Consider the following 24,008-nt stretch of genomic DNA (forward strand, 5'->3'; position numbering starts at 1 on the left):
GCGGAAGCCCCGGCGGCGCCGGTGGCGCCACCGGCAGCAGCGGCGGCTGCAGCGTCTGAAGGAACTGCGGCTGCGTGGGCGGCGGGCTTGTCAGCCAGTGCGCCGTCCACCAGTTCCACGATCTCCTCGCGGGAGGAGGCGTTGCGCAGGGCAGCGGTGAAGTCCTTCTTGATCAGGGACCGGGCGAGCTTGGAGAGCAGCTTCAGGTGGGCCTGGTCTGCTCCGTCCGGGGCCGCGATGAAGAAAATCAGGTCCGCCGGGCCGTCCTTCGCGCCGAAGTCCACCTTGGGGTTCAGGCGGGCCATGGCCAGGGTGGGTTCCGTGACGGCGGCCGAGCGGCAGTGCGGGATGGCGATGCCGCCGGGGATGCCGGTGGCGGTTTTCTGTTCGCGGGCGAAGGCGTCGGCGAAGAGGCCTTCAACTTCTGTTGCGCGTCCGGCGGCAGCGACCTTGCTTGCCAGATGCCGGATCACCGCCTCGGGCGTGTTGCCCAGGTTCTGGTCGAGCTCGACCAGTTCCGTGGTGATGAGCTGAGTCACTGTCAATCCTTTCGAAGGGCCGTGATGGTTACGGCATCCGGGGTGGTTTGGTGTACTGCCGGAACTGTGGAACCGGGCAGGGAGGCGGCTGCGGCACCGTGGGCCACAGCCTGGCGAAGGCAGTCGGCCGGGGCGGCGCCCTGGCCGTGGGCGAGCAGGTAGCCGGCAAGCGCGGAATCCCCCGCGCCTACCGTGCTGACCGCGGCGACCGGCGGATGCGTGGCCAGCCACGCGCCGTCGGCCGTTACCAGGACAGCTCCCTTGGATCCGAGAGTTGCCAGCACAGCACCCACACCGGAACGCACGACGGCGGCAGCGGCTGCCGCGGCAGCCACCGGATCCGCTTCCAGTTCGTCAGCGGTGGCCGAGGCGAAGCCGGCTGCAGCAGCCAGTTCCGCCAGTTCTTCGGCGTTGGGTTTGAGGAGGTCCGGTTTCCCGGAACCAGTGGCGGTACCGTCAGCGCCGGCACCGTCTCCGGACATTGCCGCCGCGAGCGGGGCGCCGGAGGAGTCCACGGCGATGTGCGGGGCGCTGCCGTTTCCGGCTGCGCGGATCCGGCGGGCCACCGTGGCGTAGAAGTCTGCAGGGAACCCCGGCGGGAGTGAACCGGCCAGGACCACCCAGCTCGCACCGCGCGAGCTTTCCAGCAGCAGCTTGATGAGGGCTTCCTGCTGGTCCGCATCCAGGGCGGGCCCGGGTTCGTTGATCTTGGTGGTCACGCCGCCGGGCTCGGTGAGTGCGACGTTGGTGCGCAGCGGCTCATCGATGGGGAGCGATACGAACGGCACGCCGGTTTCGCGGAGTCCGGCGAGCACCGGATCACTGTCCGCGCCGGGAAGTACCGCTACGGATTCCAGGCCGGAGGCAACCAGTGCCCGGGAGACATTGACGCCCTTGCCTCCCGATTCCTGGCGGACGGAGACAGCACGCTGCACTTCGCCCCGTTCCAGGGGGCCGGGAAGCGCGACCGTGCGGTCCAGGCTTGGGTTGGCGGTGAAGGTGACAATCATGCGATCACCACGTCAACGCCGGCTTCTTCCAGGGCGGCTGCGAGTTCCGGGCCTGGTTCGCTGTCTGTAATCAAGGTATCCAGATCTTTCAGGGAGGCGAACTGGACCAGGGTTTCCGTGTCCAGCTTGGAGGAATCGGCCAGCACCACAATGCGGCGGGCCGAACGGACGAAGGCTGCCTTGACGGCGGCTTCTTCAGGATCGGGAGTGCTCAGCCCAAAGCTTGCGTGGATACCGTTGGTGCCGATGAAGGCAATGTCAGGACGGAGCCTGCCGGCGGCCTCCACGGTTCCCTGGCCTACGGCAACCTGGGTGATGCCGCGTACCCGGCCGCCCAGGACGTCAAGGGCGATCCCGGGAACGCTGGACAGTTTGCCGGCGATGGGAACGGCGTGGGTGATGGCGACCAGTTCCGCCCGCGGTTCCGTTGCGTCGGAAGGTTCGACGGCGGCGCGGCGGGCGAGCATATCGGCCAGGACTTCGGTGGTGGTTCCGCCGTCGATCAGGACGCTTCCCGCAGAGTTCCGCGGGATGAGGGCCAGGGCGGCCTCAGCGATGCGGATCTTTTGGTCGGGCCGTTGGATGGCGCGCTCGTTGACGCTTTCCTCGGTGGTACTGAACCGGTCGGCCGCAACGGCCCCGCCGTGGACCCGGCGGACGGTGCCGGCGCTTTCGAGGGTGGCAAGGTCGCGGCGGACGGTTTCGGTGGTGATGCGGAAGCGCTCGGCCAGGAGGGTCACGCTGACCCGGCCGCTGCCGGCAACAAGCTCGGCAATCTTTTGCTGGCGCTCCTCGGCGAACACGTACCCTCCGTTGCGTAAGTTCAGTTGGTGCGGTGGTCCTGCGGTGCCCACATGCTGCGGTGTCCAGAGCCGCGTGACTGGCATCACATGATGTTGAGTTACTTGACTTTATCTTTGCTTATGTTGGTTTGTCAATGGAAACCCACACGAAACAAAATGAGCCCGCCGCTCCCCACTGGTACCAACGGGAGTTTTTGGGCAGATATGCAGGGTTGCCGGCCCGGGAACCCTGCATATCTGCCCAAAAACTCTCCGGGGGACGAAAAAGCCGGGCCCGACCGCACTGGTCCGGCCCGGCTCGTCGGGTTCATTCGTTGTCCAGCCAGGCAGCCAGGCCAGGACCTTCCCTGGTGCTACAGCCCGCCGTCGCGGCTTTCGTTCCGGGTGATGCGTTCGCCGGTGTTGGGATCCACTACCGACCGGGTCTCGCTGACGCGGCGGCTGCGGCCGGGCGAGGCGAGGATCAGGGAGGCAATGAGGCCGATGACGCCTACGGCCATCAGGATGTAGCCGATCAGGACCTGGTCCACGGCGGGGATGAGGCCCGGAGCCACCGCCCACGCGAGGATGGCGCCGAGGGCGATAAGGAAAATGGAAGATCCGATTCTCATGAGGTGCTCCTTGTTTGGGGGCCGGGCGTGGTCATCACCCGTTGACGGTTGCTAAGCATGCTGACCGTTAAGCGTCACGCTACAGCGCGGAGTTGCCGTGTTCAACGTTTCGGGACAGTGCGTAACCCATTTGTTGCGCTGTGGCCCCTGTGAATGGTGGGGCGGCAGCTGCGTAGGTCCAGCCAGCCGCTCCCGACACCGTCCCGGGCCGACCGCGGCCGGCCCGGCACGGCGTCGGGCTTCTTCCCGGCCTGCCTCGCTAGGCTGATCCGATGGAAACTGTTGTTTGGTCCAAGCCGGAAGACCAGCGGGCGGATACCCCGCTGCTGGTCATGATGCATGGCTACGGTACGGACGAGTCCCGCATGGTGCGCCTGTTTGAATACCTGCCGTCGGAATTCACCTGCGCGGCGCTCCGTGCACCGATGCCCATCGGTGACCACTACGGCTGGTTCCTGCTCGACTACTTCCTTGCCAACGACTTCGCCGACGTCATCAAGGCTGCTGCCGCCGTCCAGGCCTGGATCAACAGCGTCAAGGGCCAGCACAGCAGCGTGAGCCTGCTCGGGTATTCCCAGGGCATGGCGATGGCCAGCACCCTGCTGCGCCTCCATCCCAAGGACTATGAGGCGGTGGTGGGGCTGTCCGGGTTCGTGCTGCAGAACGAGCTGCTGTCCCTCACCGAATCCTTTGATACCCGGCCGCCCTTTTTCTGGGGGCGGGACAAGGCGGACCTGGTCATCAATGAGGACGCCATTGCCTATACGCAGGAATGGCTGCAGGAGAACACCCTGCTCACCGCCAGGACGTACCCGGGGATGGGCCACGCCATGTCCAAGACGGAAATGGTGGACGTGAGCTCATTCCTGCGCCACTACGTGCTGCGGCCGGAAGTATCAGCCAGCAACCGGCGGTGACGTTGCGGGCTGAGAAATGCGTCACATCGGTGCCCGAAGAAAAAACAGTTGCCAGCTAAATTTGTAAGCGCTTACACTCTTCTTCGGCCGTTATAGCGGCACTGAACTGGGCGAACAAGGAGAGCAGTGCGGTGCGGACGATGTACTGCAGCCGGCCACGGCCTGATGCTCTTGCCTGGCCTGCAAGGAGCCGGCCGATCCGCCGGCTTGTCTGGATGCGCCGGCATGCCCATGATGGTAGAACTGCATCGATCGGCAGCGTCAAAGCCGCCGCGTTTTTCCGCGGGCGAGCACCTGCCGCACTTCCAGGTCATCCGGGCATCGTCGCCTCCACACTTCACGGCACCCTTCACTAGGGCTGCCCGCCGTCCTGAAAGGACACCCCACCACCCATGAGCGACACCACGGCAACAGGCCATGCAGCCGGCGGCCTCTCCGCCTGGGCCGGCGCGTCGGCAATCCTCTTTGACCTGGACGGGGTGCTGACCCCCACGGCAACCGTCCACGAGCGGGCCTGGCAGGAACTGTTCGAGGGCTTCCTCGCGTCCCAACCGCAGGTGCCTGGCTACAGCGAAAGCGACTACTTCGACCACATCGACGGCAAACCGCGTTTCGACGGCGTACGCGACTTCCTGGCCTCGCGCGGGATTGTGCTCCCGGAGGGGCCCACTGACGACGACCCCGCCAACACCACGGTGCAGGGCCTGGGCAACCGGAAGAACTGGATCTTCAACGACATCGTCAGCACCGGCGTCGAGCCCTTCGAAGGTTCCGTACGCTTCCTCGAAGCCGTCATGCAGCGCGGACTGAAGGTCGCCGTCGTCTCCTCCTCCCGCAACGCACCCGCCGTCCTGGCGGCGGCCGGGCTCGCGGACCGCTTCCCTGTGGTGGTGGATGGCGTGGTGGCTGCCAGCGAAGGCCTGCCCGGCAAGCCGAGCCCCGCCACCTACGAGTACGCCGCACGCCTGCTGGATCTCCCCAGCGAGGAATGCGTGGTGGTGGAGGACGCGGTCTCCGGTGTCCAGGCCGGGGAGGCCGGATCCTTCCACTCCGTTATCGGCGTGGACCGGGGCGCCGGCCGGCAGACCCTGCTCGAAGCCGGCGCCACCCTTGTGGTCAATGACCTCGAGGAACTGCTTCCCTAAGAAACCGCTGCCCTCCCCGAGGCAGTCACGCTGCCCCGGCAGCTTGTTTCAGTACCCTTCATCCCCCAAAAATCATCCCCAGGCCGGCAGCAAACCAGCTGCCCGGCCACACTTCGAAGGACCCAACACCATGGCCCTGATCTCCGCGGACCGCGAAAGATTCCCCAACAACCCCTGGCAGCTCGTGGAAACCCGCCACGAACAGGGCAACGAGGGGACCCTGGAAACCCTCTTCGCCCTGGGAAACGGCCACCTGGGAATCCGCGGCGCCCACTGGGCGGCAGCCGACTCAGACCTCCCAGGCAGCTTCATCAACGGGCTGCACGAAATCTGGGACATCAAGCACGCCGAAAATGCCTTCGGGTTCGCCCGCACCGGCCAGCGCATCCTCTACATCCCGGACGCCAACAACTTCAGCGTCGTCCTTGACGGGGAGTCCCTCAGCCTTGCGGAGTCCGAGGTGCTGGACTACCGGCGCTCCGTTGACTTTTCCACCGGCGTCTACGAATGCCGGGTCACCTGGCAGTGCCGTTCCGGCGCCATCGTCACCACCACCGAACGGCGTGCCGTCGGATTCGCGTCCCGGGGAAGCCTTGGCATCTCGCTGGAGGTGTCCACGGACCGCGAGGTCTCCGTGGACGTGACCTCCTCCCTGGTCAACCGGCAGGACCAGCCCGTGGAGGACCACTCCGTCCACGATCCCCGCCGTGCGGGCCGGCACGCCGGACGCGTCCTGCTGCCCCTGCGCCTTGACGGCGGCGACGGGTCGCTCCGGCTGGCCTGGGAAGCCGCCGAATCAAAGCAGCGGGTGGGGGTCGCGGTGGACCACTGGACCTCAGCGGGCCATCAGCCGTTCGAGACGCTTGTGGACCAGGACGACAGCAGCGTCCGCTATGTCCTGGCGGTCAGCCCCGGCGAGCCGTTCCGCCTGGAAAAGAGCGTCAGCTATGCCGCAGGACGGGCCATCCAGGAACCGTCGGTGGACCCGGCCGCCGTCGCCGAGGAGGGCCTGCGCCCGGTCGGTGACATCTTTGCCGAGAGCGAAGCGCACTACCGGGACTACTGGGCCGCCTCGGACATCGTGGTGACCAGCCAGTCCGTGCTGCAGCAGGCCATCCGGTGGAACCTGTTCCAGCTCGCCCAGGCAACGGCCCGCGCCGACGTCGCCGGAATTCCCGCGAAGGGCGTGACGGGCTCCGGCTACGAGGGGCACTATTTCTGGGACCAGGAGGTTTACCTCCTGCCCTACCTCACCTACACCAACCCCGACGGCGCCCGAAAGGTTCTCGAGTTCCGCCACGGCATGCTCCCCGAAGCCCAGGTCCGGGCCAAGGAACTGAGCGTGGACGGCGCGCTGTTCCCGTGGCGCACCATCAACGGGCTCGAGGCCAGTGCCTACTACGCCGCAGGCACGGCCCAGTTCCACATTGCGGCCGCGATCGCCTTCGCCACCAACCGGTACGTGTGGGCCACGAAGGACGCCGGTTTCCGCGACGGGATGGGCGCCGAACTGCTCATTGAAACGGCGCGCATGTGGATCTCCCTGGGCTTCTTCGGCAAGGACGGGCTCTTCCACATCCACGGCGTCACCGGCCCTGACGAGTACACCGCCGTGGTCAACGACAACCTGTACACCAATGTGATGGCGCGGTTTAATCTGCGCGCCGCCGCGGCCCTGGAGCATGCCGGCATCAGCGACGAGGAGCGGCAGTTGTGGGAAGCGGCTGCGAACCGCATGCAGCTGCCGTTCGATGAACGGATGCAGGTGCATTCCCAGGACAACGACTTCATGCACCTGGAGCCGTGGGACTGGAACACGCCCCGGTCAAAGTACCCTTTGCTGCTGCACTTCCACCCCCTGGTGATCTACCGCCACCAGGTCCTGAAGCAGGCGGACACCGTCCTGGCGATGTTCCTGCAGTGGCAGGATTTCACGGCGGAGGAGAAACACCGGGCCTTCGACTTCTACGATCCCCTGACAACCGGCGATTCGACACTGTCCGCCTGCGTCCAGGGCATCATGGCCGCCGAGGTGGGGTACTCCCGCGAGGCGCTGGAACACTTCACCAACGCCGTGTTCATCGACCTTGACGACACCCACGGCAACACCATCGACGGCGTGCACATTGCCTCCACCGGCGGGGTGTGGAGCTCGCTGGTTTGCGGGTTTGCCGGGTTGCGGGACCAGGGCCCGGTCCCGTACTTCGATCCGCGCCTCCCGGCGGAGTGGGACGGACTGGCCTTCCACCTCAAGATCCAGGGCCGCCTGCTGCTGGTGGAACTCGAGACCGGCTCCATCACGCTGACCGTCCCCGAAGGGGAGCCGTTGGCGGTGGACGTCCGCGGCCAGCAGCTCACGGTGGGCGCAGAACCCGTCAAGGTGGCACTGGAGCCCGTGCCGCAGCCGGAACCCACGGTGTTCCCCAGCGGACATCCGACGGCGAGCATCCCGGTGGTGCGTGCCAACAGCTGAGTGCGGGGCGGCGGGGGGCCTAGTCTCCCGCCGCCGTCGTGCGTTCCAGCGCAGGTTCCTGGTCCAGGGGGTGGGCCAGTTCGTCGGCGGGCATCCGCGCAACAGCCATGGCGATGACTGCCATCACAGGGCATACGCCGCCGGCCACCAGGAAGATCAGCCAGATGGGCAGCACCTCGGCGGCCGGCCCGGCCAGCGCCATGGACACCGGCATCAGGGCCAGTGAGACGAAGAAATCCAGGCTGGAGACACGGCCCAGGAGGTGCGGCGGAACCCGCCGCTGGAGCAGGGTGCCCCAGATGACCATGCCCACGCTGCCGGTGGCACCGAAGATGAACAGCGCCGCTGCGATTGCCCAGAAACTGTCCATAACGCCGACGGCGGCCAGCGGCAGGCTGCCCGCACCCCAGGACACCATCATCACCGTGAGGTAGCGGCGCGGCAGCCGGAAGGACGCGGTCAACAGCGAGCCCAGCGCGGCGCCGACCCCCATCACGGCCAGCAGGAAGCCGAACATGCGGGAATCACCCGCCAGCTGGTCGCGGACCACGAACGGCAGCAGGACCTCGATGGGGCCGATCAGGAACAGGACCGAGATGCAGGCCCACACCAGCGTCCACAACAGCCACGGGGTGCCAAGCGTGTAGATGACCCCTTCGCGCAGGTCGTGGAAGAAGGACCGCCTGCGCACCTCACCGCCCTCGGCACCGGGAGTGCCATCGGCTGCGGCGCCGCCCTCCGGCCCGCCTGCACCGTCCACGGCCCCGTTGGCGGGAGCGGCCAGTGCATGCTGGCCCAGGAAGTTAAGGACGATGAACGCCAGGAGATGGCACACCGCCACCGCCGTGACCGCGTGCGACGGCGAGAGGGCAGCCACCACGATTCCAGCCACGGCCGGACCGGCCGCCTGCTGGAGGACGGGACGCATGGACCCTTCCATTCCGTTGGCAGCCAGCAGGTCCTGGGCGGGAAGGATGCGCGGCAGGATTGCGGAGTAGGCAGGAAAGAAGAACGCCGCGCCGACACCCAGGACGAAGGAACCCGCCGCGACGTGCCACAGCTGGAGCAGGCCCGTCATGGCGAGTCCGCTGACGGCCGCTATCACTGCGAGGTTGGCGCCCTCCACGGCAATGATCAGCCGGCGCTGGGGGATCCGGTCGGCAGCGATGCCGCCGGCGAGGACGAACGCCACCAGGCCCACGCTGCCGGCGGCGGCCACCATGGACAGTTCCAGCGGACCGCCGCCCAAATGGATCACCTGGTAGACCATGGCCACGGCCCACATGCCGGAACCAAAGATTGAGATGGCCAGCGCTGCGATCAGTACCCTGTACTCGCGGTGGGCAAAGGGCCGCAGGGCCTTGGGGGTGGGCATAGGCTAAGTCTAGGCTTTGGGCGCGCTCCGGAGGAGCCCCGCAGGCCTGTCCCGGATGGGACGCGGCGGGTGGGTGGCCGCTCGTGCGGTGGCCTAATGTTAAGCAACCTTAGTATGAGGAATTCCGGCACAGGCGTGCCGGCGAGACAAGCAGAGGTGACGATGGCCAAGCGCAGCAATCCCGCAGTACGGATAGCGCAGGAAACTGCCCACAACGCGGTGTTCGACGCAGACGGGAAGCCCAAACCGGGCGTCCACAACATGCTCCTGAAGGCGGTGGAGATCCAGCGCCCGCTGGTGGTGGCCTACATCCGCCGGCTGCAGAGGAAGCACCCCCGGGCCACAGCCGCCCAGCTTGCCGACATCCTTGAACGCGACTACCTCCGCGCGGTCACCGGGGGCGGTGCGCTGGTAGGTGCTACCGCCGTCGTGCCCGGCGTGGGCACCGTGGCATCCCTCGGACTGTCCGCCGCCGCAACCGTCGGGTTCCTGGAAGCAACAGCCCTCTACTCCACCTCGCTGGCCGAACTGCACGGGATCCGGCTGACCAACCCCGAGAAGGCCAGCACCATGGTCATGGCCATCATGCTGGGTGAGGAAGGGACGGCGCTTTTGGGGACCCTCAGCGGCCAGGCTGCCGGCAGGGAAGTGAACGCCAACAAGGCCTGGGGCAATGCCCTGTCCAAGTCCATGGCCGTGCCGGGCTTCGGCAGCATCCGGAACAGGATCCAGAAGGCGTTCCTCAAGAACCTCCTCAAGCGGCAGGGCTCCGCGCTGTTCGGCCGGGCGCTGCCGTTCGGCATCGGCGCGGTGGTGGGCGGAGCCGGTAACCTCATGATGGGCCGTGCGGTGGTGTCCAACGCCAAGGAGGCGTTTGGGCCCATGCCGGACACCATCCCCGGAGAGCTCACAGCCGCCGCGGCGGCCCAGGACACCCCGACGCTGGAAGGCAAAACTTTTGGATCTCAACGCTGACCTTGGCGAATCATTCGGCTCCTGGCGGATGGGGGACGACGCCGCAATGTTCCAGCTGGTCACCAGTGCCAACGTGGCGTGCGGCTTCCACGCGGGGGACCCCGTCACCATGCTGGACAGCTGCCGGGCAGCCTACGAGCTCGATGTGACTGTCGGCGCCCACGTGGGGTACCGGGACCTGGCCGGTTTCGGCCGCCGCTCGCTGGACATGAGCTTCGACGAGCTCTTCGGCGACGTGCTGTACCAGCTGGGAGCGCTCGACGGCGTTGCCCACGCCGTGGGTGCCTCCGTGGACTACGTGAAGCCGCACGGGGCCCTGTACAACCGGCTGGTCCACGATGCCGAACAGGCGTCGGCCGTGGTGGCCGCGGTAAACGCGTACGATCCCGGCCTGCCCATCCTGGGGCTCCCGGATTCCGAGCTCCTGAAGCAGGCCACGGGCGCCGGGCATCCGGTGTTCATCGAGGCGTTCGTGGACCGCGCCTACCGGGCGGACGGCACGCTGGTTCCGCGCTCGGAAGAGGGTGCCGTGCTGCAGGACGTCGACGCGATTGTTGAGCGGGCCGTGCGGCTGGCTGCCAAGGGCGAAGTGGTGGCCGTGGACGGAACAGTGGTCCAGGTCAGGCCCGATTCCCTGTGCATCCACGGCGATACGCCGGGCGCGGTGGGGATGGCTGCCGCCGTCCGGGCAGGACTGGAAGCGGCCGGCATTGAACTGGAGTCCTTCGCCTAGCCGAAAATCAGGTGTGCCACCGTAAAGATGGCAAGCCCGGCCAGCGCCCCCACCACGGTGCCGTTGATCCGGATGAACTGCAGGTCTTTGCCCACCTGGAGTTCGATCTTCTGCGATGTTTCCTCTGCATCCCAGCGGGCCACGGTGTCCGTGATGACCCCGGCAATGTCAGAGCGGTAGGTCCGCACCAGGTAGCCGGCTGCGTCGCCGATCCACGCGTTGACCTTGCCGGCCAGTTCGGGGTCGCTGACCAGCCGGGAGCCGAAGTCCCGCACGGCCGCCTTGAACTTCACGGTCAGTTCGCTGTCGGGATCGTCCACGGCGCCCAGCAGCGCATTCTTGACGGTGCCCCACGTGCGGGAGGCCAGTTCGCGCACCTCGGGGTCGCCCAGCACCTGGGCCTTGATGTCCTCGGCGCGGGCGATCATCGCGGGATCATGCTGGAGGTCCTGGGCAAGGTCGTTCAGGTACTTGTCGATGGACTGCCGGACCTGGTGGTTGGGGTCTGCCTGCACTGCCCGGACGAACTTGAGGATTTCCACATAGACCTTGTCGCCCACCAGCCCGTCCACGAACTGCGGGACCCATGTGGGGGAGCGGTCGGACACCAGGTGGGTGACGGTGTCGTGGTTGTCGTCCACCCAGTCGGCGGCGCGGTCCACCAGCAGGTCCACCAGGTTGTGGTGGTGCCCGTCGCGGAAGATCCGTTCGGCCATCTTGCCCACCGGCGGCCCCCACGGCGGAGTCAGCAGGTGCTTACGCACCATTCCCTCGATGACCGCCTGGACGTCGTCGTCGTTCAACACCTTGAAAAGGCCGCGGATGACGGCGGCGCCTTCCTTGGCCACCCGCTCGGAACCGGCGGGCGTGGCAAGCCACTCGCCCGCCCGGCGGGCGATATTCACGCTGGCGAGCTTGTCCTGGACCACCTGCTCCGAGAGGAAGTTGGTCTCCACGAACTCGCCCAGCGAGGCGCCGATCTGGTCCTTCCGGCGCGGAATGATGGCGGTGTGCGGGATCTTGATGCCCATGGGGTATTTGAACAGCGCCGTGACCGCGAACCAGTCTGCCAATGCGCCCACCATGCCGCCTTCGGCCGCCGCGCGCACGTACTGGAGCCACGGATATTCCTTCTGCAGCGCGAACGCGAAGACGAAGATCACGGCCATCACCAGCAGCAGCCCCAGGGCCACCAGCTTCATTTTCCGCAGCGCTGCCGCCTTTTCGGCGTCGCCCTCACTCAGTTGGTGGCCGACGGCGGCCCGCGCCTTTGCATGGCCCCTCGCGGGCGGTGGTGTGGAAGGGGTGGGCCCGCCGGGTGATTCCCGGGTAGTTGGCTCAGAGTTCACCTGCATGTGCCAAGCCTAGTCCCGCAGCGCGGGGCCGGTCGGCTACCGTGTCTGCATGACTACTGATGAGTCAGCGCCGCAACGGCCGTTGGTCTTTGCCCACCGCGGCTCCAGCGCCGCGTTCGCCGAACACACCCGGGCCGCCTACCTGCAGGCCCTGGCCGACGGCGCCGACGGCGTGGAGTGCGACGTCCACCTCACGCGTGACCAGCACGTTGTCCTCCTGCATGACGCCAACCTGGACCGGACCTCGGACGGAACGGGACCCGTTGCCGAGCGCACCCTCCGGGAACTGCGGCACCTGGATGTCTCGTCATGGAAGGGCGTCCGCATCCCGGAGGCATACGGTGCCCGGTCAGAGCAGCTCCTGACGCTGCCGGAACTCCTGGACATCCTGCGTGGTGCCGGCCGGCCGGTGAAACTGGCGATCGAGCTCAAGCACCCCAGCCCGTACCAGCTCAAGCTGGAGGATCGAGTCCTTGAAGTGCTCCGCAGCGAGGGGTGGGACCCCAAAAGTTCTTCCGTGGACAACGTGGCGGTGACCTTCATGAGCTTCAGCCCGGACTCCGTCCGCCACCTGCTCAGCTCGGTTCCGCCGGAGTACATCTGCCAGTTGGTGGACGACGTGGACATCCGGGCGATCCGCGGCGGACTGGGGTTCGGGATGATCACCGGCGGCGCAATTGCCAACCTGATGAGGGCAACCCAGGCCGAAGGCGAGCGGATCCTGGACAACGGCGAGGTGGGCCTGGCCGGGCCCGGCATCGAGTATGTCCGCCGGCACCCCGCTGCCGTCCAGCGCTGGCTCGCCTCCGGCCGGCGCTTCCGGGTGTGGACGGTGGATTCGGAGCAGGACGTGGCGCTGTGTGCGGGACTGGGAATCCAGGAGATCACCACCAACGTGCCGGCCCGGGTCCTGGGCCAGCTGCAGGTTGCCTCGCCGCAGGGAAGGTAGGGGCGCATGGAGGAGGTCCCGGACGGCGTGCCTCCCCTGGGCCTGACGGTTACAGGAGCCCGCCGCGCCTGTGGTTGAGTGGAGCCATGCCTTTTCCCCGCTCCGGCCGGGCCGCCCAGACCCTCTCCGCTGCAGCCATGAGCGCACTGCTCCTGGCCAGCGCCATGAAACACTTCCGCGACCCCGCCTTCTACCGCCAGGTGGTCCCGGGCTACCTCTGCCGTGACGATGAACCCGGCCAGGATGCCGCTCCCGCGCGTCCGCTTGCCCTCCTCTCCCGGGAGGAATGGATCGCCCTGAGCGGACTGCTGGAACTGGCAGCCGCCGTCGGAATCCTTGTCCCCGGAACGCGGAAGGTGGCCGCCACGGGCACCGCAGTGATGTTCACCGCGTTCCTGGCCGGACACCTGGATGCGCTCCAGCGGGCGTACGGACCCCAGGGAACGCGGGCGCAGCGGAAGGTGCACACCGTCCGCCTGCCGCTGCAGGCGCCGCTCATTGCGTGGGCGTGGAGCCTGCGCCGGCCGGCCGGGGGAGCGCGTCCGTGACCCTGCTGGCCTCCCCGGCGGTGCGGATGGGAATCTCCATCAGCATCGCCACCGGACTGTACGGCGTGTCCTTCGGGGCGCTCTCAGTGACGTCCGGGCTCAACTTCTGGCAGACGATGGCACTAAGCCTGCTCCTGTTCAGCGGCGGCTCGCAGTTCGCGTTCATCGGCGTGGTGGCCGGTGGCGGGTCCGGCATCGCAGCCATGAGCGCCGCCACCCTGCTGGGCATGCGCAACGGGATCTACGGCATGCAGCTCAACGCGCTCCTGCACCCCACCGGCTGGCGCAGGTACGTCGCAGCCCAGCTCACCATTGACGAGTCCACAGCAACCAGCTCCGGCCAGACCGATCCCGCTGAACAGCGCCGGGGGTTCTGGGCGGCGGGCATCGGCATCTACGTGCTGTGGAACCTCTTCACCGCCATCGGTGCGCTCGCCGGGAGCGGCCTGGGCGATCCCAAGCAGTGGGGGCTGGACGGTGCAGCCGTCGCTGCGTTCCTGGGGCTGCTCTGGCCGCGGCTCAAGGGACGCGAGCCGGTGGCCATTGCCGCTGTATGTGCCGTGGCCACCGTCATCGCTGTGCCGTTCGTTCCCGCGGGCGTGCCAATCCTGGTGGCGGCCGTGGTGGCGGCGGTGATCGGCTGGTTCAGCCACGGCCGGCGTGACGAAGGCCTGGAGCCGGACGTGGACCCCTTCCGGGAACGCCACCACCACGGGGCGCACCGCGCAGGGGACACCGGTCCGGGGGCCGGCGAATGAGTCTCTGGATCTGGCTGCTGATTGCCTGTGCGCTGGCCTACGCATGGAAGCTGGTGGGCTACTTCGTTCCGGCCCGGCTGCTCGAAGACCCGCGCATGTCCCGGGTGGCGGGCACCATGACCATCGGGCTGCTCGCCTCCCTGACTGTGGTGAACACGTTTGCCACAGGACAGTCGCTCGCTGCCGATGCCAGGCTGGGTGCGCTGGTGGCCGCCGCCATAGCCCTGGCGCTCCGTGCGCCGTTCCTGGTGGTGGTCCTCGCCGGCGCGGGAACGGCTGCGCTGCTGAGGATCCTTGGCTGGAACTGAGGGCGTGGCCGGGACAAGCACACGGCCCCGCCATGTGATGCCGCTCACGTTCATTGTGCTTTCCCGGTTGTACTATGAAAGCGGCTATGCAGTCGGCCGTGGAATTTCGCATGAATGGTGACCATGGAAAATCAACTGCATGCAGCCGGGGAAAGATCCGGGCGTCTTCACCACAAGAATTCGAGACGACGGGCGGGACTCCCTGCCAAGCGTTTCTTCACCCGGTTTGCCCGCCTCGCCGACGTTCCGGAGGAGGACCTGGAATTGCTTTCCCGGAGCTTGCGGACGTCGCTGGACCTGGATCCGGCATCCAACATTCCGGCACTGCAGGCACTGGTTCACCAGGAACTTCGCAGCAGGGGCGAGGCCGGCGGCACGTAGCAAACCGCATCCCGGAACCGATGTGTGGTGGACTGGCACCAGGGCCGCAAGTCCACTGCGGCGGCCACAAAGGAGGAACCGAGATGAACGATCAGTCACGTCCGGAGCAGCAGGGGAAGCCGCGGCAAGGCTATCTTGACCCGAGGGGTTCGGAATCCACCCGGGAGATGCGGGATACAGCCCGGCGCCGCCGGGATGCCGAGGAAAAGCTGCAGCAGCACCTCAATGAGGCCAAAGACCACGTCCCCAATGAGCGCGACGACCAGCCGGGGCAGCCCGGGCACAATGAGCCCGACGACGGCGGCGACGGCGGGCAGGGCCCGTCCCGCTAGGGCTGGCGGACAGCGGCCGGACGAAAACCGGTAGCAGGAAAAGGGTGGGCCGCCGGGGAGCTTGCCAGCTTCTGCGGGAGGTGCAGCCTGCTGGCCAGGAGAATCAGGGCCTGCTGGCTAGGCTACGCCATGGGCTGCGCCATCGGGCGAACCGGCCCGCCGGCAGCTTTCTTCGACGGCCATCTCGTACCACGCCTCCGCCCCGAATTCGGGTTCAGGAGTATCCAGGTTCTGGTACAGGGCGTCCAGGAGGTTTGCGAGTTCTTCCGCGGTCAGCGAGGGAAGGACTTCTTCGGGACCGCGCGGATCGTTAAGGTAGCGGTTCAGTTTTGAACTGTTCATTATGCCGCTACCGAAATGCGCCGGAATTGCCGGGATTGCTTCATGGGTCACTCCATCCCAAAAGTTGGGAGGCTGGCTGCGTAACCCCTCCTGAAGTGTATTCCACCCGCGGGACGCCCACAATGGTGCTGTCCGCGCACCAGCCCCGCTGACGCCCCGGCAGTCCGGAGCCGTGCCTGCGCCCCGTGCGGCGCCGTTCTACTGCATGCCTTAGCCCAGGTGCGGGCCGGCTCCGGGTGTGGACGGGACCGGCACGTGGGCCGGCAGGGGGCGGGTGGGCCGCGTTGTCCGGATGGCGTCCTCAACCAGTGCCAGCGGACGGCGCCAGGCGTCGGAACCGGGCTCCATGGTGTCCACCACTCCGATGAGCATGGCGAGCAACCGGAACATGTCCGTCATGGAAATGTCCGCCCGCAGGCTTCCCTGCCCCTGCCCGCGCACCAGCAGCACGCTGATGGATTCCATGAGTGAGCCGGTAATGCCGGTCAGGAGTTCGCGCCGCCCCGCGACGGCTCCCAGCAGGTTGGCGTCAGCACTGGCCGCGTCCATGAGTGCCTCCAGGACCCGCAGCAATCCGGCAGCCCCGTCGATGTCCGCCAGGGCGCCGTCCACCACGGGATCCACCGTGAGGCGCAGCTGCCGGTTTAGGGCGGCCAGTACCAGCTCTTCCTTGTCCGCGAAATTGCGGAAGAGGGTGGCCGGGCCAACCCCTGCGGTAGCCGCGATGGTCTGCAGCGGTACTTCGGGTCCAAATTCGCGGAAGCATTGCCGGGCCGCCGTGATGATCTTGTCCACATTCCGCGCTGCGTCGGCACGGAGGGGCTTACGGGCGACAGCGAGGCTCATGCGAAAAGGTTAGCAACGGAGCTTTCAGCGAACACCGTTACTGCGCGGTAGGGGGTTATATGACGCTCACGGGCGCCATCCTGCCCTGCCGCCGCGCGCAAGGCGTGGCACACTGGCCTCATGTTGCTTGCGTTTTCTGTCGCCCCGTCGGGCGCCCCCAGCGAAGGTTCCCGGCCAACTGACGCGTCAGTGCACGACGCCGTTGCCGCCGCCGTCAAAATCGTCCGGGAGTCGGGCCTGCCCAACACAACGGACTCGATGTTCACCACCATCGAAGGTGAATGGGACGAGGTCTTCGACGTCGTCAAGCGGGCAACGGAGGCAGTGGGACGGTACGGCAGCCGCGTCTCCCTGGTGATTAAGGCTGATATCCGGCCGGGTTACACAGGGGAACTGACCGCAAAAGTGGACCGCCTGGAAGAAGCGCTCGCAGACGGTTCCTGACCCGCGCAGCCCCCGGCCCGCCGTCGGCCTTTCGCCGGCACCAGGTTGTCCGCCGGCACCCGCCTTCGGCCGGCACCCAACTTCTCTGGATTCCAACGCCACCCCGTGCCAAACTGTGGCAATGTTTGAGCACCATCCCCGTCCGGAGTGGATTGCGGCGGAAAAGTTCCTGTCCCGCGTTGTGGTCCATCCGGATCCTGCGCTGGAGCAGGCCATCAGTTCCGCCGCCGAGGCAGGGATGCCGGCCATCGAAGTGTCTCCCAACGCAGGCAAGCTCCTCAAGCTTCTGGTCCAGCTGTCCAGGGCCCGGCGCGTGCTCGAAATTGGCACGCTCGCAGGCTTCAGCACCATCTGGATGGGCCGTGGCCTCCCTTCTGACGGGACCCTGGTCACCTGCGAATTCCTGCCAAAGCACGCGGAGGTCGCGTGGGCCAACATTGATGCCGCCGGCCTGGGCGAAAAGGTGGAAATCCGGCTGGGACCTGCGCTGGAGACCCTGGCGGCACTTGAGGAGGAAGGCAGGGAGCCCTTCGACTTCATCTTCATTGACGCGGACAAGGAGAACAACAGCCGCTACCTGGACTGGGCCGTCCGGCTGGGAAGGCCGGGGGCCACGGTGGTCCTGGACAACGCCGTCTGGGAGGGTGCAATCCTGGACCCTGCAATGGACCCGGTCAACGCGCCGGGAATCATTGAGGCACTCAGGCTCCTGGGCGAGCACCCGCGTCTGGACGCCACCGTCATCCAGACCGTTGGCTCCAAAGGCTGGGACGGTTTCGCGCTTGCACGCATCCGGTAGCACCCGTGCCGGGGGAATCTTCCTGCCCATCAAACTGCTAAGTATGCTTAGAATCAGAATCCGGCTGGCGATCAGCCGGACCAACAGCAGCAGTGGAGGAAACTGATGAAAGCGTCACCCGCCCTTGCCGGCAATCTTCAGACGGTGCTTACGGACCTCATTGAGCTGCACCTGCAGGGAAAGCAGGCGCACTGGAACCTCGTGGGCACGAACTTCCGCGACCTGCACCTGCTGCTCGATGAGATCATCGCTGCCGCCCGGCTCTTCGCGGACCAGGCGGCGGAGAGGATGCGCGCGCTCCACGCCCTTCCGGACGGCCGCAGCAGCACCGTGTCTGCCGGCACCCGGCTGGACGGGTTTCCCGAAGGCCTGACCTCCACGAAGCAGACCGTCAAACTCATCACCGCCCGGCTGGAGCGGACAGTCCAGACCATGCGGGATGTCCACGATGAGGTGGATGAGGAAGACCCCACCAGCGCCGACCTGCTCCACGCTGCCATCGAGCGGCTGGAACAGCTGGCCTGGATGGTCAATGCCGAAACCATGGCACCCACGGCCTCCGTCACCGAGCCGGCCGGCACGTAGGCGCCGCCATCACGATGCAGGAACTCTCCGAAGAACACAGCGCACCATCCGCCGGGGGCGCGGTGCCCGGCACCAACGCAGCGGTCCGGCTCTCCGCCGCCCGGGAAGGCCCGGACGGCCTGGATCCTTTGTTCCAGGCCGTCTCCGCCAGCGCCGGCAACGTGCCGGCTTTGCTCGGCCTGGCGCAGGAAGCCGGAAAAGAGTGGCCGCGGCCCGGCGAAGGGAACACCGCGCTTCTCTGGGAGCTCCTGGCCACCGTTGCCGCCCTCGACGTTGCCGCTGCCCGAGTCTTCGAACCGCACCTGGATGCCTTGGCGATCCTGGCCCAGGCAGGGCATGACCCCGCCCGTGCCAGCGGCGCCTGGGGTGTTTTTGCAGCGGAAGGAGCAGGAATGCGGCTCGCTGCCGAAAGCAACGGTTCCGGGGTGCTTTTGAGCGGCGCCAAACCGTGGTGTTCCCTCGCCCAGGTGCTTGACCACGCGGTGGTCACCGCCCACACGGACGACGGCGGCCGTGCAGCTTTCGCCGTTGACCTGCGCCACGCCGGCGTGACCTGCGAGGAACCGGAGTGGGTGGCCAGGGGGCTGCAGGAAATCCCCAGCGGAACCGTTCGGTTCGACCGGGTCCCCGCTGAGCCGTTGCAGGGAACCAACTGGTACTTCAGCCGGCCTGGCTTCGCCTGGGGCGGCATGGGGGTGGCCGCGTGCTGGCTCGGGGGAGCCGTGGGCATCGCCCGGGACTACCGGGATTCCCTCCGTGCCGGACGTCTTTCCGGCCGGGAGCCGGACCAGGTTGCGCTGGCCTCGCTGGGAGAGCTAGACCGCACCCTGACCTCCGCATTGCAGTACCTTGCAGGAACCGCGGAAGGCATCGACCGGCAGGGACAGGCGTCCACTGAACAGGTGTCCACTGAACAGGTGCCCGCTGACCAGGGGCCTCCTCAACAGTGGAATCCCGGGCGGGTTACGCCCTGGAGCGATGCGCTGCGCGTGCGCGCAACCTGTGCCGCCGCCGTCGAACGCGTGATGTCCGTAGTGGGCAGCAACCGCGGGCCGGGACCGCTGGCCTTCGACCGGACGTATGCCAAGCGGATGGCTGACCTGGCACTGTACGTCCGCCAACACCACGGCATGCGTGACGACGCCCAGCTGGGCTCCCTGACCCTGAAAGGTGACGCGCCATGGTGACCTTCCTGCACACTGACGAGGGGACTGACGAGTCGGCCTGGTCCGCCCGGGGCCTTCCGGTCATTCCTGAGCTCCCGCTCGGTCCGGAGGAGCTTGCCGCCATGCGGTTCCTGGTCCTTGCCGCCCACCCGGACGACGAGACCCTCGGAGCGGGCGGCCTGATGGCGCGGCTGCACGCCCTCGGCGCAGAGGTGCAGGTGCTGTTGTGCACTGCAGGGGAGGCCTCGCATCCCGGGTCGGAAACCGTCTCCCGGGAAGAACTGACTGCCAGGCGCCTGGCGGAGTTCGCCGCGGCCCTGGACCGCATGGGGCTGAAAGACCGCTGGCGGTACCTCGGCCTGCCGGACAGCGGCCTGGCGGAGCGCACTGCCGGCATAAGCCGTTCGGTCAGCGAAACCGCCGCAGCGCTGGCCGGTCCTGCCGGGCGGCTCGCCATTGTTGCGCCGTACCGCGCCGATGGGCATGCCGACCACGACGCCCTCGGCACCGTAGCCGCGGCTGTTGCCGCCGACAACGGTTACGCACTGCTGGAATACCCCATCTGGTACTGGCACTGGGCCACCCCCGGGCACCCCGAATGGCAATCCTGGGTGAGGCTTCCGCTGGAGCCCGCAGAACAGTCCGTCAAGGAGCGGGCCATGCAGGAGCATGCCAGCCAGACCAGGCCGCTTTCTCCGCATCCCGGTGACGAGGTCCTCCTGAGCGAGTCCTTCCTGCGGCACTTCTCCCGCCCCTTTGAAACCTTCGCCTGGACTGCCCCGCAGGAGTTCACTCCCGGAAAACCAGGTGGCCACGGAACCATGCCGCGCACCAGCAGGGAAGCACAGGGCATCTTTGACGGCATCCACAGCCGGGAGCCGGACCCCTGGAAGTACACCACCAGCTGGTATGAGCGGCGGAAGCGCGCTCTGACACTCGCGGCGCTGCCTTCCGAACACTATTCCGCGGCCCTGGAGATCGGCTGCTCCATCGGCACGCTGACTGCCGACCTTGCCCCGCGGTGCACCAGCCTGCTGGCGGTGGACGCCAGCGGTGCAGCGCTGGCGCAGGCAGCGGAACGCCTGGCCCCATTCCCGGGCGTCACCGCCAGGCAGCTGACGCTGCCCGCCGAGTGGCCTGCGGGGAGCTACGACCTGGTGGTGGTGTCCGAGGTGGGGTACTACCTCGCCGCCGGTGAGCTCGATGCCGTGGTCGAAAAAATCAGGGACTCGATCCTTCCGGGCGGCACCCTGCTGCTGTGCCACTGGCGCCACCCCGTTTCCGGCTGGGAACTGGACGGCGAAGCAGTCCACACCCGCGTCCGTGACGGGTTGAAATGGCCCACCGCCGGCCTCTACCGGGAGCGGGACTTCCTGCTTGAGACCCTGATTGCGCCCAGTGCGGCGGTGCCTGCGCCTTGACTCCCGTTGACAGGGTGGCCGTGGTGATTCCGGTCCACAATGAGGAGGAACACCTGGGCCGCGCCCTCGCCGGCGTGGAGGCCGCGGCATCGACACTCCGGCAGGTCCAGCCGGGAACCGATGTCAGGGTCCTCGTGGTCCTTGACTCCTGCACGGACGGTTCTGCGGCGATCGCTTCCGCGTACACCGCCCGGAACGCCTGCTTCTCTGTCCTTGAGGTCGCCTTTCGAAGCGTGGGAAGGAGCAGGCGGGCGGGAAACTGGCAGGCCCTGGGTGCTGGGGCAGAGGCAAGTCCTGGCGCCGAGGCCGGGTTGTGGCTGGCGAACACCGACGCCGACTCGGTGGTTCCGGACAACTGGCTCGTTGGGCAGCTTGAGTTGGCTGCGGCGGGAGCCGATGCGGTGCTCGGGTCTGTTGAGGTGGACCCTGCAGGGATGGCACCCGAACTGCTCAGCCGCTGGCAGTCAATGCACTCCTTCGGGGAAGACCACCCGCATGTTTTCGGAGCCAATCTTGGTGTCCGCGGCTCGGCGTACCTTGTGGTGGGCGGGTTCCCGCGGCACCTCTCGCATGAGGACAGGGTGCTGGCAGGGCGGCTGCGGGAACACGGGTTCGATGTAAGGGCCACTGACACAATCCGCGTGCGGACGTCCGGCCGCACGCAGGCCCGCGCCCCGAAGGGCTTTGGGGCCTATCTGCGGACGCTTGGCATGGAGATCGCATTGGCGCCGGAAGGGCAGTCCTAGGGCGGCAGGATATGGGGGAACGTGGCTTAACGGGAAAGGGGCTGCTGCGGTTGCGCAGCAGCCCCTTCCGGCAGGACTAGTCCTTCCGGAAAGCGTCCTTGACCTTCTCGCCGGCCTGCTTCAAGTCAGCCTTGGCCTGGTCCATTTGGCCTTCGGTCCGGAGGCTTTCGTCATCAGTTGCCTTGCCGGTCGCTTCTTTGGCCTTGCCGGCCATCTTCTCGGCGGCGTTGTCGATCTTGTCGTCCAAACCCATGGCATTTCTCCCTTCGGCTGGTGACCTGCGGCGATACGCAGGTCATGCTCCCATGCTAGCCAGCCAAGGGCTGCTTCAACAGATGGCTGGTTGCAGCAGAGGAGCTGTGGCAGGAGGGAAAAACCGGGTGTGTCAGACCAGGTCGGGGGCGCTTGCGACGATGTAATCCGCTGCGGCAGGACCGGTCATGGACAGGTTGTTGCTGTCCGGGTTGATACCGTGTTCGTCCAGTGCCACCCACAGTGCTTCCGGCGGCTGAAGCTGGGCTTTATGGAGGAGGCACCAGCTGGTGTAGAGGCCATATAGCTCGTCGCGTCCGAGGCCCAGCCCCGGCTCCCTGTCCGCGACGACTGCTTCGGCAAGAAAATCTTCAAAATGTGTAGCAGGCATGTTCGCTCATTCGGGCTCGACCTTGATGCCGCCGTATCTGCTTCAGCGGCCCTGCCGGCCCCGGAGGGGCTCAACAGAGTAATCATGAAGGTATGGCAGGGCGGCTCGCTTTGTCCAGTCAGGCTGCCCAGCCTGGACAGGCAGTGCCAGCCGGCAGGGAACCCTGCCGGCGGGGAGGTCACAGCGGTTGATTGGGCCCGTGGGTGCAGCTGGACCGAACGGATCGAGGGGGCCGACGGCGACTGGGGGGACTGGCCTCGGTCTCAGAAGAGGCCATCTCACCGCCGGCCCCGCCTGCTCCCGGGTCCCTTGTTAAAACCCGGGAAAACTAAACAGGACCTTCAAGACAATTTTCTCCCATCTTGAAGGTCCTGCCTAGTCCCCGCGGAATGCCCTACCGGGCGTCGTTGCCGCCCCGGTCTTCGTTCCCGCCAAGGGCGCGGTCGCGTACCTTGTCCCGGACCCGGTCCCGGTGCGGTTCCCGGGGCTCGTCGGAGTCGCGGTCCCCGTCCTGGTCCCGGCCCTCGTCCGGGGACTCATCCCCGCCGTTCTCGGCACTGTACTTCTCACGGATTTCCCGCCCGTGCCGGATGTCCTCTTCCTCCTGCTTCTGCAGCTTTTCGCTCTTCTTCGTGTCCCTTGGCGGCAGCTGGATGGTTTCCTCTGCCTTGATGCCCGCCTGGAGCTGCCGGCCGCGCTCCATCTCGGCGTCGAACTCTGCACCGAAAAGCAGCGACATGTTGAGGATCCAGAGCCACAGCAGCATCACGATCACGCCGCCCAGGGCGCCGTAGGTCTTGTTGTAGTTGCCGAAGTTGCCGACGTAGAAGCCGAAACCCAGCGATGCAAGCAGGAAGATGAAGAGGGCGATGCCGGAACCCAGGCTCATCCACTTGAATTTGGGCTGCTTGACGTTGGGGGTGGCGTAGTAGAGGACGGCGATGATCACGATAATCAGTCCCACCATGACAGGCCATTTAGCGATGTCCCAGATAGCGAGGAAGACGCCGCTGAGGCCGATCAGGCCACCCACCGCTTCTGCTACCGGGCCGCTCAGGACCAGCATGCCGGCCAGGATGGCAACGATGACAACGGCCAGGAGCGTGACCACCAGCATGGTTCCGCGCAGCTTGACAAAGGGCCTGCCCTCATCCACCTCGTAGACCCGGTTCATGGCACGGCCGAACGCCCCAACATATCCTGAGGCGGACCACAGGGCCGTGGCAAGGCCAAGGACAAGGGTCAGTCCTGCGGCCGGTGCGCTGGCCAATTCTTCGACAGTCCCGCTGACGGTGTTGACCGTCTCGGCGGGGGCAAAACCGCTCACGATCTGCAGCAGGGCGCTGGTGGTTTTCTGGGGGTCGCCGAATAGCCCGATCACTGAGATGAGTGCCAGGATGGCCGGGAACAGCGACAGGACCGCGAAGTAGGTCAGGGCTGCGGCCTGGTCAGGGCACTGGTCCTTGCTGAATTCCCGAAAGGTCTTCTTGGCGATGTATTTCCAGTTCGGCTTGACGAGGTCTTTCGGACTCTCCGGCTTCCGGGAATCATCGGGTGCCGGGGCCTGGCCTGCTTTGGCGGTGCTGCTCTCGGATGCGTCATGAGTGGCCATGGGGTGTCCTCTCGATAAGGGGCGAAAAACGGACAGGCCAGCTCCGCGGTTGGCGGGGCCGGCCTGTCAGGTGGTGCTGGGTGCCTTGCGTGTGCCGCGGTGTACTGGATGCCGCTTAGGTGTTTTTGACGTTGGAGGTGGCGTCGGTGGTGCGGTCTTTGACGTCGGTGGCGGCGTGTTGGCCTTCGGCTT

The 24,008-nt window shown here is 66.9% G+C and carries 28 protein-coding genes; 17 read left to right on the plus strand and 11 right to left on the minus strand.

Annotated elements, in window-relative coordinates; genetic code table 11:
• The 4 genes from ACKAE7_RS15890 to ACKAE7_RS15905 form a co-directional block, all read right to left on the minus strand.
• The coding region (locus ACKAE7_RS15890) for a PTS sugar transporter subunit IIA (protein WP_408979711.1) at positions 1–539 on the minus strand (539 nt) is incomplete at its 3' end.
• Positions 540–541: 2 nt separating this feature from the next.
• Entirely contained in the window at positions 542–1,549 is a 1,008-nt protein-coding gene (locus tag ACKAE7_RS15895) for a 1-phosphofructokinase family hexose kinase (RefSeq protein ID WP_188810261.1), read from the minus strand.
• Positions 1,546–2,352 (minus strand): DeoR/GlpR family DNA-binding transcription regulator, encoded by an 807-nt coding sequence (locus tag ACKAE7_RS15900; RefSeq protein WP_188810426.1) that lies wholly within the window; start codon positions 2,350–2,352, stop codon positions 1,546–1,548. Before ACKAE7_RS15900 ends, ACKAE7_RS15895 begins: the two co-directional genes overlap by 4 nt.
• 353 nt (positions 2,353–2,705) lie before the next feature.
• Complete coding sequence (locus ACKAE7_RS15905; protein ID WP_104185568.1) at positions 2,706–2,963, minus strand: DUF6458 family protein; 258 nt, start codon at positions 2,961–2,963, stop codon at positions 2,706–2,708.
• A 272-nt stretch (positions 2,964–3,235) separates the two neighbouring features.
• Between ACKAE7_RS15905 and ACKAE7_RS15910 the strand changes: the two genes are divergently transcribed.
• The 3 genes from ACKAE7_RS15910 to ACKAE7_RS15920 all read left to right on the plus strand — a co-directional run bounded on the left by ACKAE7_RS15910 (position 3,236) and on the right by ACKAE7_RS15920 (position 7,498).
• A complete protein-coding gene (locus ACKAE7_RS15910; RefSeq protein ID WP_191034877.1) occupies positions 3,236–3,880 on the plus strand; it encodes a phospholipase in 645 nt (214 codons plus the stop codon).
• A gap of 392 nt (positions 3,881–4,272) precedes the next feature.
• Complete coding sequence (locus tag ACKAE7_RS15915; RefSeq protein ID WP_408979712.1) at positions 4,273–5,025, plus strand: HAD family hydrolase; 753 nt, start codon at positions 4,273–4,275, stop codon at positions 5,023–5,025.
• A gap of 130 nt (positions 5,026–5,155) precedes the next feature.
• Positions 5,156–7,498, plus strand: coding sequence for a glycoside hydrolase family 65 protein (locus ACKAE7_RS15920; RefSeq protein ID WP_408979713.1), 2,343 nt, complete (start codon positions 5,156–5,158; stop codon positions 7,496–7,498).
• Between the two features lie 19 nt (positions 7,499–7,517).
• On the opposite strand, the gene ACKAE7_RS15925 is transcribed toward ACKAE7_RS15920, so the two are convergent.
• Positions 7,518–8,873 carry an MFS transporter gene (locus ACKAE7_RS15925; RefSeq protein ID WP_408979714.1) on the minus strand — a complete coding sequence of 452 codons (1,356 nt, stop codon included), beginning with the start codon at positions 8,871–8,873 and terminating at the stop codon, positions 7,518–7,520.
• A gap of 162 nt (positions 8,874–9,035) precedes the next feature.
• Here ACKAE7_RS15925 and ACKAE7_RS15930 point away from each other — a divergent pair, with 162 nt between their 5' ends.
• Positions 9,036–9,848, plus strand: coding sequence for a hypothetical protein (locus ACKAE7_RS15930; protein ID WP_188810271.1), 813 nt, complete (start codon positions 9,036–9,038; stop codon positions 9,846–9,848).
• The gene (locus ACKAE7_RS15935) at positions 9,832–10,581 is read left to right on the plus strand and encodes a LamB/YcsF family protein (protein WP_400619519.1); all 750 of its coding nucleotides are present in this window, start codon (positions 9,832–9,834) and stop codon (positions 10,579–10,581) included. The genes ACKAE7_RS15930 and ACKAE7_RS15935 overlap by 17 nt, the downstream gene beginning before the upstream one ends.
• On the opposite strand, the gene ACKAE7_RS15940 is transcribed toward ACKAE7_RS15935, so the two are convergent.
• Positions 10,578–11,936 carry a DUF445 domain-containing protein gene (locus tag ACKAE7_RS15940; RefSeq protein ID WP_188729105.1) on the minus strand — a complete coding sequence of 453 codons (1,359 nt, stop codon included), beginning with the start codon at positions 11,934–11,936 and terminating at the stop codon, positions 10,578–10,580. The two genes, ACKAE7_RS15935 and ACKAE7_RS15940, sit on opposite strands and share 4 nt — an antisense overlap.
• A 49-nt stretch (positions 11,937–11,985) precedes the next feature.
• On the opposite strand from ACKAE7_RS15940, the gene ACKAE7_RS15945 reads away from it, so the two are divergent.
• From ACKAE7_RS15945 to ACKAE7_RS15970, 6 genes are all read left to right on the plus strand, one after another.
• On the plus strand, positions 11,986–12,885 hold the full coding sequence (locus ACKAE7_RS15945; RefSeq protein ID WP_191034872.1) for a glycerophosphodiester phosphodiesterase family protein: 900 nt from the start codon (positions 11,986–11,988) through the stop codon (positions 12,883–12,885).
• Between the two features lie 86 nt (positions 12,886–12,971).
• Entirely contained in the window at positions 12,972–13,433 is a 462-nt protein-coding gene (locus ACKAE7_RS15950) for a hypothetical protein (protein ID WP_191034871.1), read from the plus strand.
• A 26-nt stretch (positions 13,434–13,459) separates the two neighbouring features.
• A complete protein-coding gene (locus ACKAE7_RS15955) occupies positions 13,460–14,191 on the plus strand; it encodes an AzlC family ABC transporter permease (protein ID WP_192043905.1) in 732 nt (243 codons plus the stop codon).
• Positions 14,188–14,499, plus strand: a complete 312-nt coding sequence (locus ACKAE7_RS15960; RefSeq protein ID WP_104185558.1) for an AzlD domain-containing protein — start codon at positions 14,188–14,190, stop codon at positions 14,497–14,499. Before ACKAE7_RS15955 ends, ACKAE7_RS15960 begins: the two co-directional genes overlap by 4 nt.
• Positions 14,500–14,622: 123 nt before the next feature.
• Positions 14,623–14,880 carry a hypothetical protein gene (locus tag ACKAE7_RS15965; RefSeq protein WP_191034869.1) on the plus strand — a complete coding sequence of 86 codons (258 nt, stop codon included), beginning with the start codon at positions 14,623–14,625 and terminating at the stop codon, positions 14,878–14,880.
• An 83-nt stretch (positions 14,881–14,963) separates the two neighbouring features.
• A complete protein-coding gene (locus ACKAE7_RS15970; protein WP_191035022.1) occupies positions 14,964–15,212 on the plus strand; it encodes a hypothetical protein in 249 nt (82 codons plus the stop codon).
• A gap of 117 nt (positions 15,213–15,329) precedes the next feature.
• Here ACKAE7_RS15970 and ACKAE7_RS15975 read toward each other — a convergent pair whose 3' ends face one another.
• Both ACKAE7_RS15975 and ACKAE7_RS15980 read right to left on the minus strand, forming a co-directional pair.
• Positions 15,330–15,554 carry a hypothetical protein gene (locus ACKAE7_RS15975; protein ID WP_188729113.1) on the minus strand — a complete coding sequence of 75 codons (225 nt, stop codon included), beginning with the start codon at positions 15,552–15,554 and terminating at the stop codon, positions 15,330–15,332.
• Positions 15,555–15,764: 210 nt separating this feature from the next.
• Positions 15,765–16,400, minus strand: coding sequence for a TetR/AcrR family transcriptional regulator (locus tag ACKAE7_RS15980; protein ID WP_190612928.1), 636 nt, complete (start codon positions 16,398–16,400; stop codon positions 15,765–15,767).
• A gap of 120 nt (positions 16,401–16,520) precedes the next feature.
• Between ACKAE7_RS15980 and ACKAE7_RS15985 the strand changes: the two genes are divergently transcribed.
• The 6 genes from ACKAE7_RS15985 (at position 16,521) to ACKAE7_RS16010 (ending at position 21,561) form a co-directional block, all read left to right on the plus strand.
• Positions 16,521–16,844, plus strand: a complete 324-nt coding sequence (locus ACKAE7_RS15985; RefSeq protein ID WP_174182222.1) for a thiamine-binding protein — start codon at positions 16,521–16,523, stop codon at positions 16,842–16,844.
• A gap of 121 nt (positions 16,845–16,965) precedes the next feature.
• Positions 16,966–17,643: an O-methyltransferase gene (locus tag ACKAE7_RS15990; protein ID WP_191034868.1), complete on the plus strand. Its 678-nt coding sequence runs from the start codon at positions 16,966–16,968 to the stop codon at positions 17,641–17,643.
• 105 nt (positions 17,644–17,748) lie between these two features.
• Positions 17,749–18,228 carry a DNA starvation/stationary phase protection protein gene (locus ACKAE7_RS15995; RefSeq protein WP_191034867.1) on the plus strand — a complete coding sequence of 160 codons (480 nt, stop codon included), beginning with the start codon at positions 17,749–17,751 and terminating at the stop codon, positions 18,226–18,228.
• 14 nt (positions 18,229–18,242) lie between these two features.
• A complete protein-coding gene (locus ACKAE7_RS16000) occupies positions 18,243–19,415 on the plus strand; it encodes an acyl-CoA/acyl-ACP dehydrogenase (protein WP_238340560.1) in 1,173 nt (390 codons plus the stop codon).
• Positions 19,409–20,815, plus strand: coding sequence for a bifunctional PIG-L family deacetylase/class I SAM-dependent methyltransferase (locus tag ACKAE7_RS16005; RefSeq protein ID WP_191034866.1), 1,407 nt, complete (start codon positions 19,409–19,411; stop codon positions 20,813–20,815). The genes ACKAE7_RS16000 and ACKAE7_RS16005 overlap by 7 nt, the downstream gene beginning before the upstream one ends.
• A complete protein-coding gene (locus ACKAE7_RS16010; protein ID WP_192043896.1) occupies positions 20,812–21,561 on the plus strand; it encodes a glycosyltransferase in 750 nt (249 codons plus the stop codon). Before ACKAE7_RS16005 ends, ACKAE7_RS16010 begins: the two co-directional genes overlap by 4 nt.
• 76 nt (positions 21,562–21,637) lie before the next feature.
• Here ACKAE7_RS16010 and ACKAE7_RS16015 read toward each other — a convergent pair whose 3' ends face one another.
• The 3 genes from ACKAE7_RS16015 to ACKAE7_RS16025 form a co-directional block, all read right to left on the minus strand.
• Entirely contained in the window at positions 21,638–21,814 is a 177-nt protein-coding gene (locus tag ACKAE7_RS16015; protein ID WP_066273419.1) for a CsbD family protein, read from the minus strand.
• A 132-nt stretch (positions 21,815–21,946) separates the two neighbouring features.
• A complete protein-coding gene (locus tag ACKAE7_RS16020; protein ID WP_408979715.1) occupies positions 21,947–22,204 on the minus strand; it encodes a hypothetical protein in 258 nt (85 codons plus the stop codon).
• 394 nt (positions 22,205–22,598) lie between these two features.
• Positions 22,599–23,816, minus strand: coding sequence for a YihY/virulence factor BrkB family protein (locus tag ACKAE7_RS16025; protein WP_190612932.1), 1,218 nt, complete (start codon positions 23,814–23,816; stop codon positions 22,599–22,601).
• Between the last annotated feature and the right edge of the window lie 192 nt (positions 23,817–24,008).

The organism is Pseudarthrobacter sp. NKDBFgelt (genome assembly GCF_046097905.1).
GTDB classification, from domain to species: domain Bacteria; phylum Actinomycetota; class Actinomycetes; order Actinomycetales; family Micrococcaceae; genus Arthrobacter; species Arthrobacter polychromogenes.

What these genes read in the sequence shown, in the direction of transcription:
- ACKAE7_RS15895 (WP_188810261.1), bottom strand. Translation starts at nt 1,549, where the DNA reads ATGATTGTCACCTTCACCGCCAACCCAAGCCTGGACCGCACGGTCGCG.
- ACKAE7_RS15905 (WP_104185568.1), bottom strand. Translation starts at nt 2,963, where the DNA reads ATGAGAATCGGATCTTCCATTTTCCTTATCGCCCTCGGCGCCATCCTC.
- ACKAE7_RS15910 (WP_191034877.1), top strand. Translation starts at nt 3,236, where the DNA reads ATGGAAACTGTTGTTTGGTCCAAGCCGGAAGACCAGCGGGCGGATACC.
- ACKAE7_RS15915 (WP_408979712.1), top strand. Translation starts at nt 4,273, where the DNA reads ATGAGCGACACCACGGCAACAGGCCATGCAGCCGGCGGCCTCTCCGCC.
- ACKAE7_RS15920 (WP_408979713.1), top strand. Translation starts at nt 5,156, where the DNA reads ATGGCCCTGATCTCCGCGGACCGCGAAAGATTCCCCAACAACCCCTGG.
- ACKAE7_RS15925 (WP_408979714.1), bottom strand. Translation starts at nt 8,873, where the DNA reads ATGCCCACCCCCAAGGCCCTGCGGCCCTTTGCCCACCGCGAGTACAGG.
- ACKAE7_RS15930 (WP_188810271.1), top strand. Translation starts at nt 9,036, where the DNA reads ATGGCCAAGCGCAGCAATCCCGCAGTACGGATAGCGCAGGAAACTGCC.
- ACKAE7_RS15940 (WP_188729105.1), bottom strand. Translation starts at nt 11,936, where the DNA reads ATGCAGGTGAACTCTGAGCCAACTACCCGGGAATCACCCGGCGGGCCC.
- ACKAE7_RS15945 (WP_191034872.1), top strand. Translation starts at nt 11,986, where the DNA reads ATGACTACTGATGAGTCAGCGCCGCAACGGCCGTTGGTCTTTGCCCAC.
- ACKAE7_RS15950 (WP_191034871.1), top strand. Translation starts at nt 12,972, where the DNA reads ATGCCTTTTCCCCGCTCCGGCCGGGCCGCCCAGACCCTCTCCGCTGCA.
- ACKAE7_RS15955 (WP_192043905.1), top strand. Translation starts at nt 13,460, where the DNA reads ATGGGAATCTCCATCAGCATCGCCACCGGACTGTACGGCGTGTCCTTC.
- ACKAE7_RS15960 (WP_104185558.1), top strand. Translation starts at nt 14,188, where the DNA reads ATGAGTCTCTGGATCTGGCTGCTGATTGCCTGTGCGCTGGCCTACGCA.
- ACKAE7_RS15965 (WP_191034869.1), top strand. Translation starts at nt 14,623, where the DNA reads ATGGAAAATCAACTGCATGCAGCCGGGGAAAGATCCGGGCGTCTTCAC.
- ACKAE7_RS15970 (WP_191035022.1), top strand. Translation starts at nt 14,964, where the DNA reads ATGAACGATCAGTCACGTCCGGAGCAGCAGGGGAAGCCGCGGCAAGGC.
- ACKAE7_RS15975 (WP_188729113.1), bottom strand. Translation starts at nt 15,554, where the DNA reads ATGAACAGTTCAAAACTGAACCGCTACCTTAACGATCCGCGCGGTCCC.
- ACKAE7_RS15980 (WP_190612928.1), bottom strand. Translation starts at nt 16,400, where the DNA reads ATGAGCCTCGCTGTCGCCCGTAAGCCCCTCCGTGCCGACGCAGCGCGG.
- ACKAE7_RS15985 (WP_174182222.1), top strand. Translation starts at nt 16,521, where the DNA reads ATGTTGCTTGCGTTTTCTGTCGCCCCGTCGGGCGCCCCCAGCGAAGGT.
- ACKAE7_RS15990 (WP_191034868.1), top strand. Translation starts at nt 16,966, where the DNA reads ATGTTTGAGCACCATCCCCGTCCGGAGTGGATTGCGGCGGAAAAGTTC.
- ACKAE7_RS15995 (WP_191034867.1), top strand. Translation starts at nt 17,749, where the DNA reads ATGAAAGCGTCACCCGCCCTTGCCGGCAATCTTCAGACGGTGCTTACG.
- ACKAE7_RS16000 (WP_238340560.1), top strand. Translation starts at nt 18,243, where the DNA reads ATGCAGGAACTCTCCGAAGAACACAGCGCACCATCCGCCGGGGGCGCG.
- ACKAE7_RS16005 (WP_191034866.1), top strand. Translation starts at nt 19,409, where the DNA reads ATGGTGACCTTCCTGCACACTGACGAGGGGACTGACGAGTCGGCCTGG.
- ACKAE7_RS16015 (WP_066273419.1), bottom strand. Translation starts at nt 21,814, where the DNA reads ATGGGTTTGGACGACAAGATCGACAACGCCGCCGAGAAGATGGCCGGC.
- ACKAE7_RS16020 (WP_408979715.1), bottom strand. Translation starts at nt 22,204, where the DNA reads ATGCCTGCTACACATTTTGAAGATTTTCTTGCCGAAGCAGTCGTCGCG.
- ACKAE7_RS16025 (WP_190612932.1), bottom strand. Translation starts at nt 23,816, where the DNA reads ATGGCCACTCATGACGCATCCGAGAGCAGCACCGCCAAAGCAGGCCAG.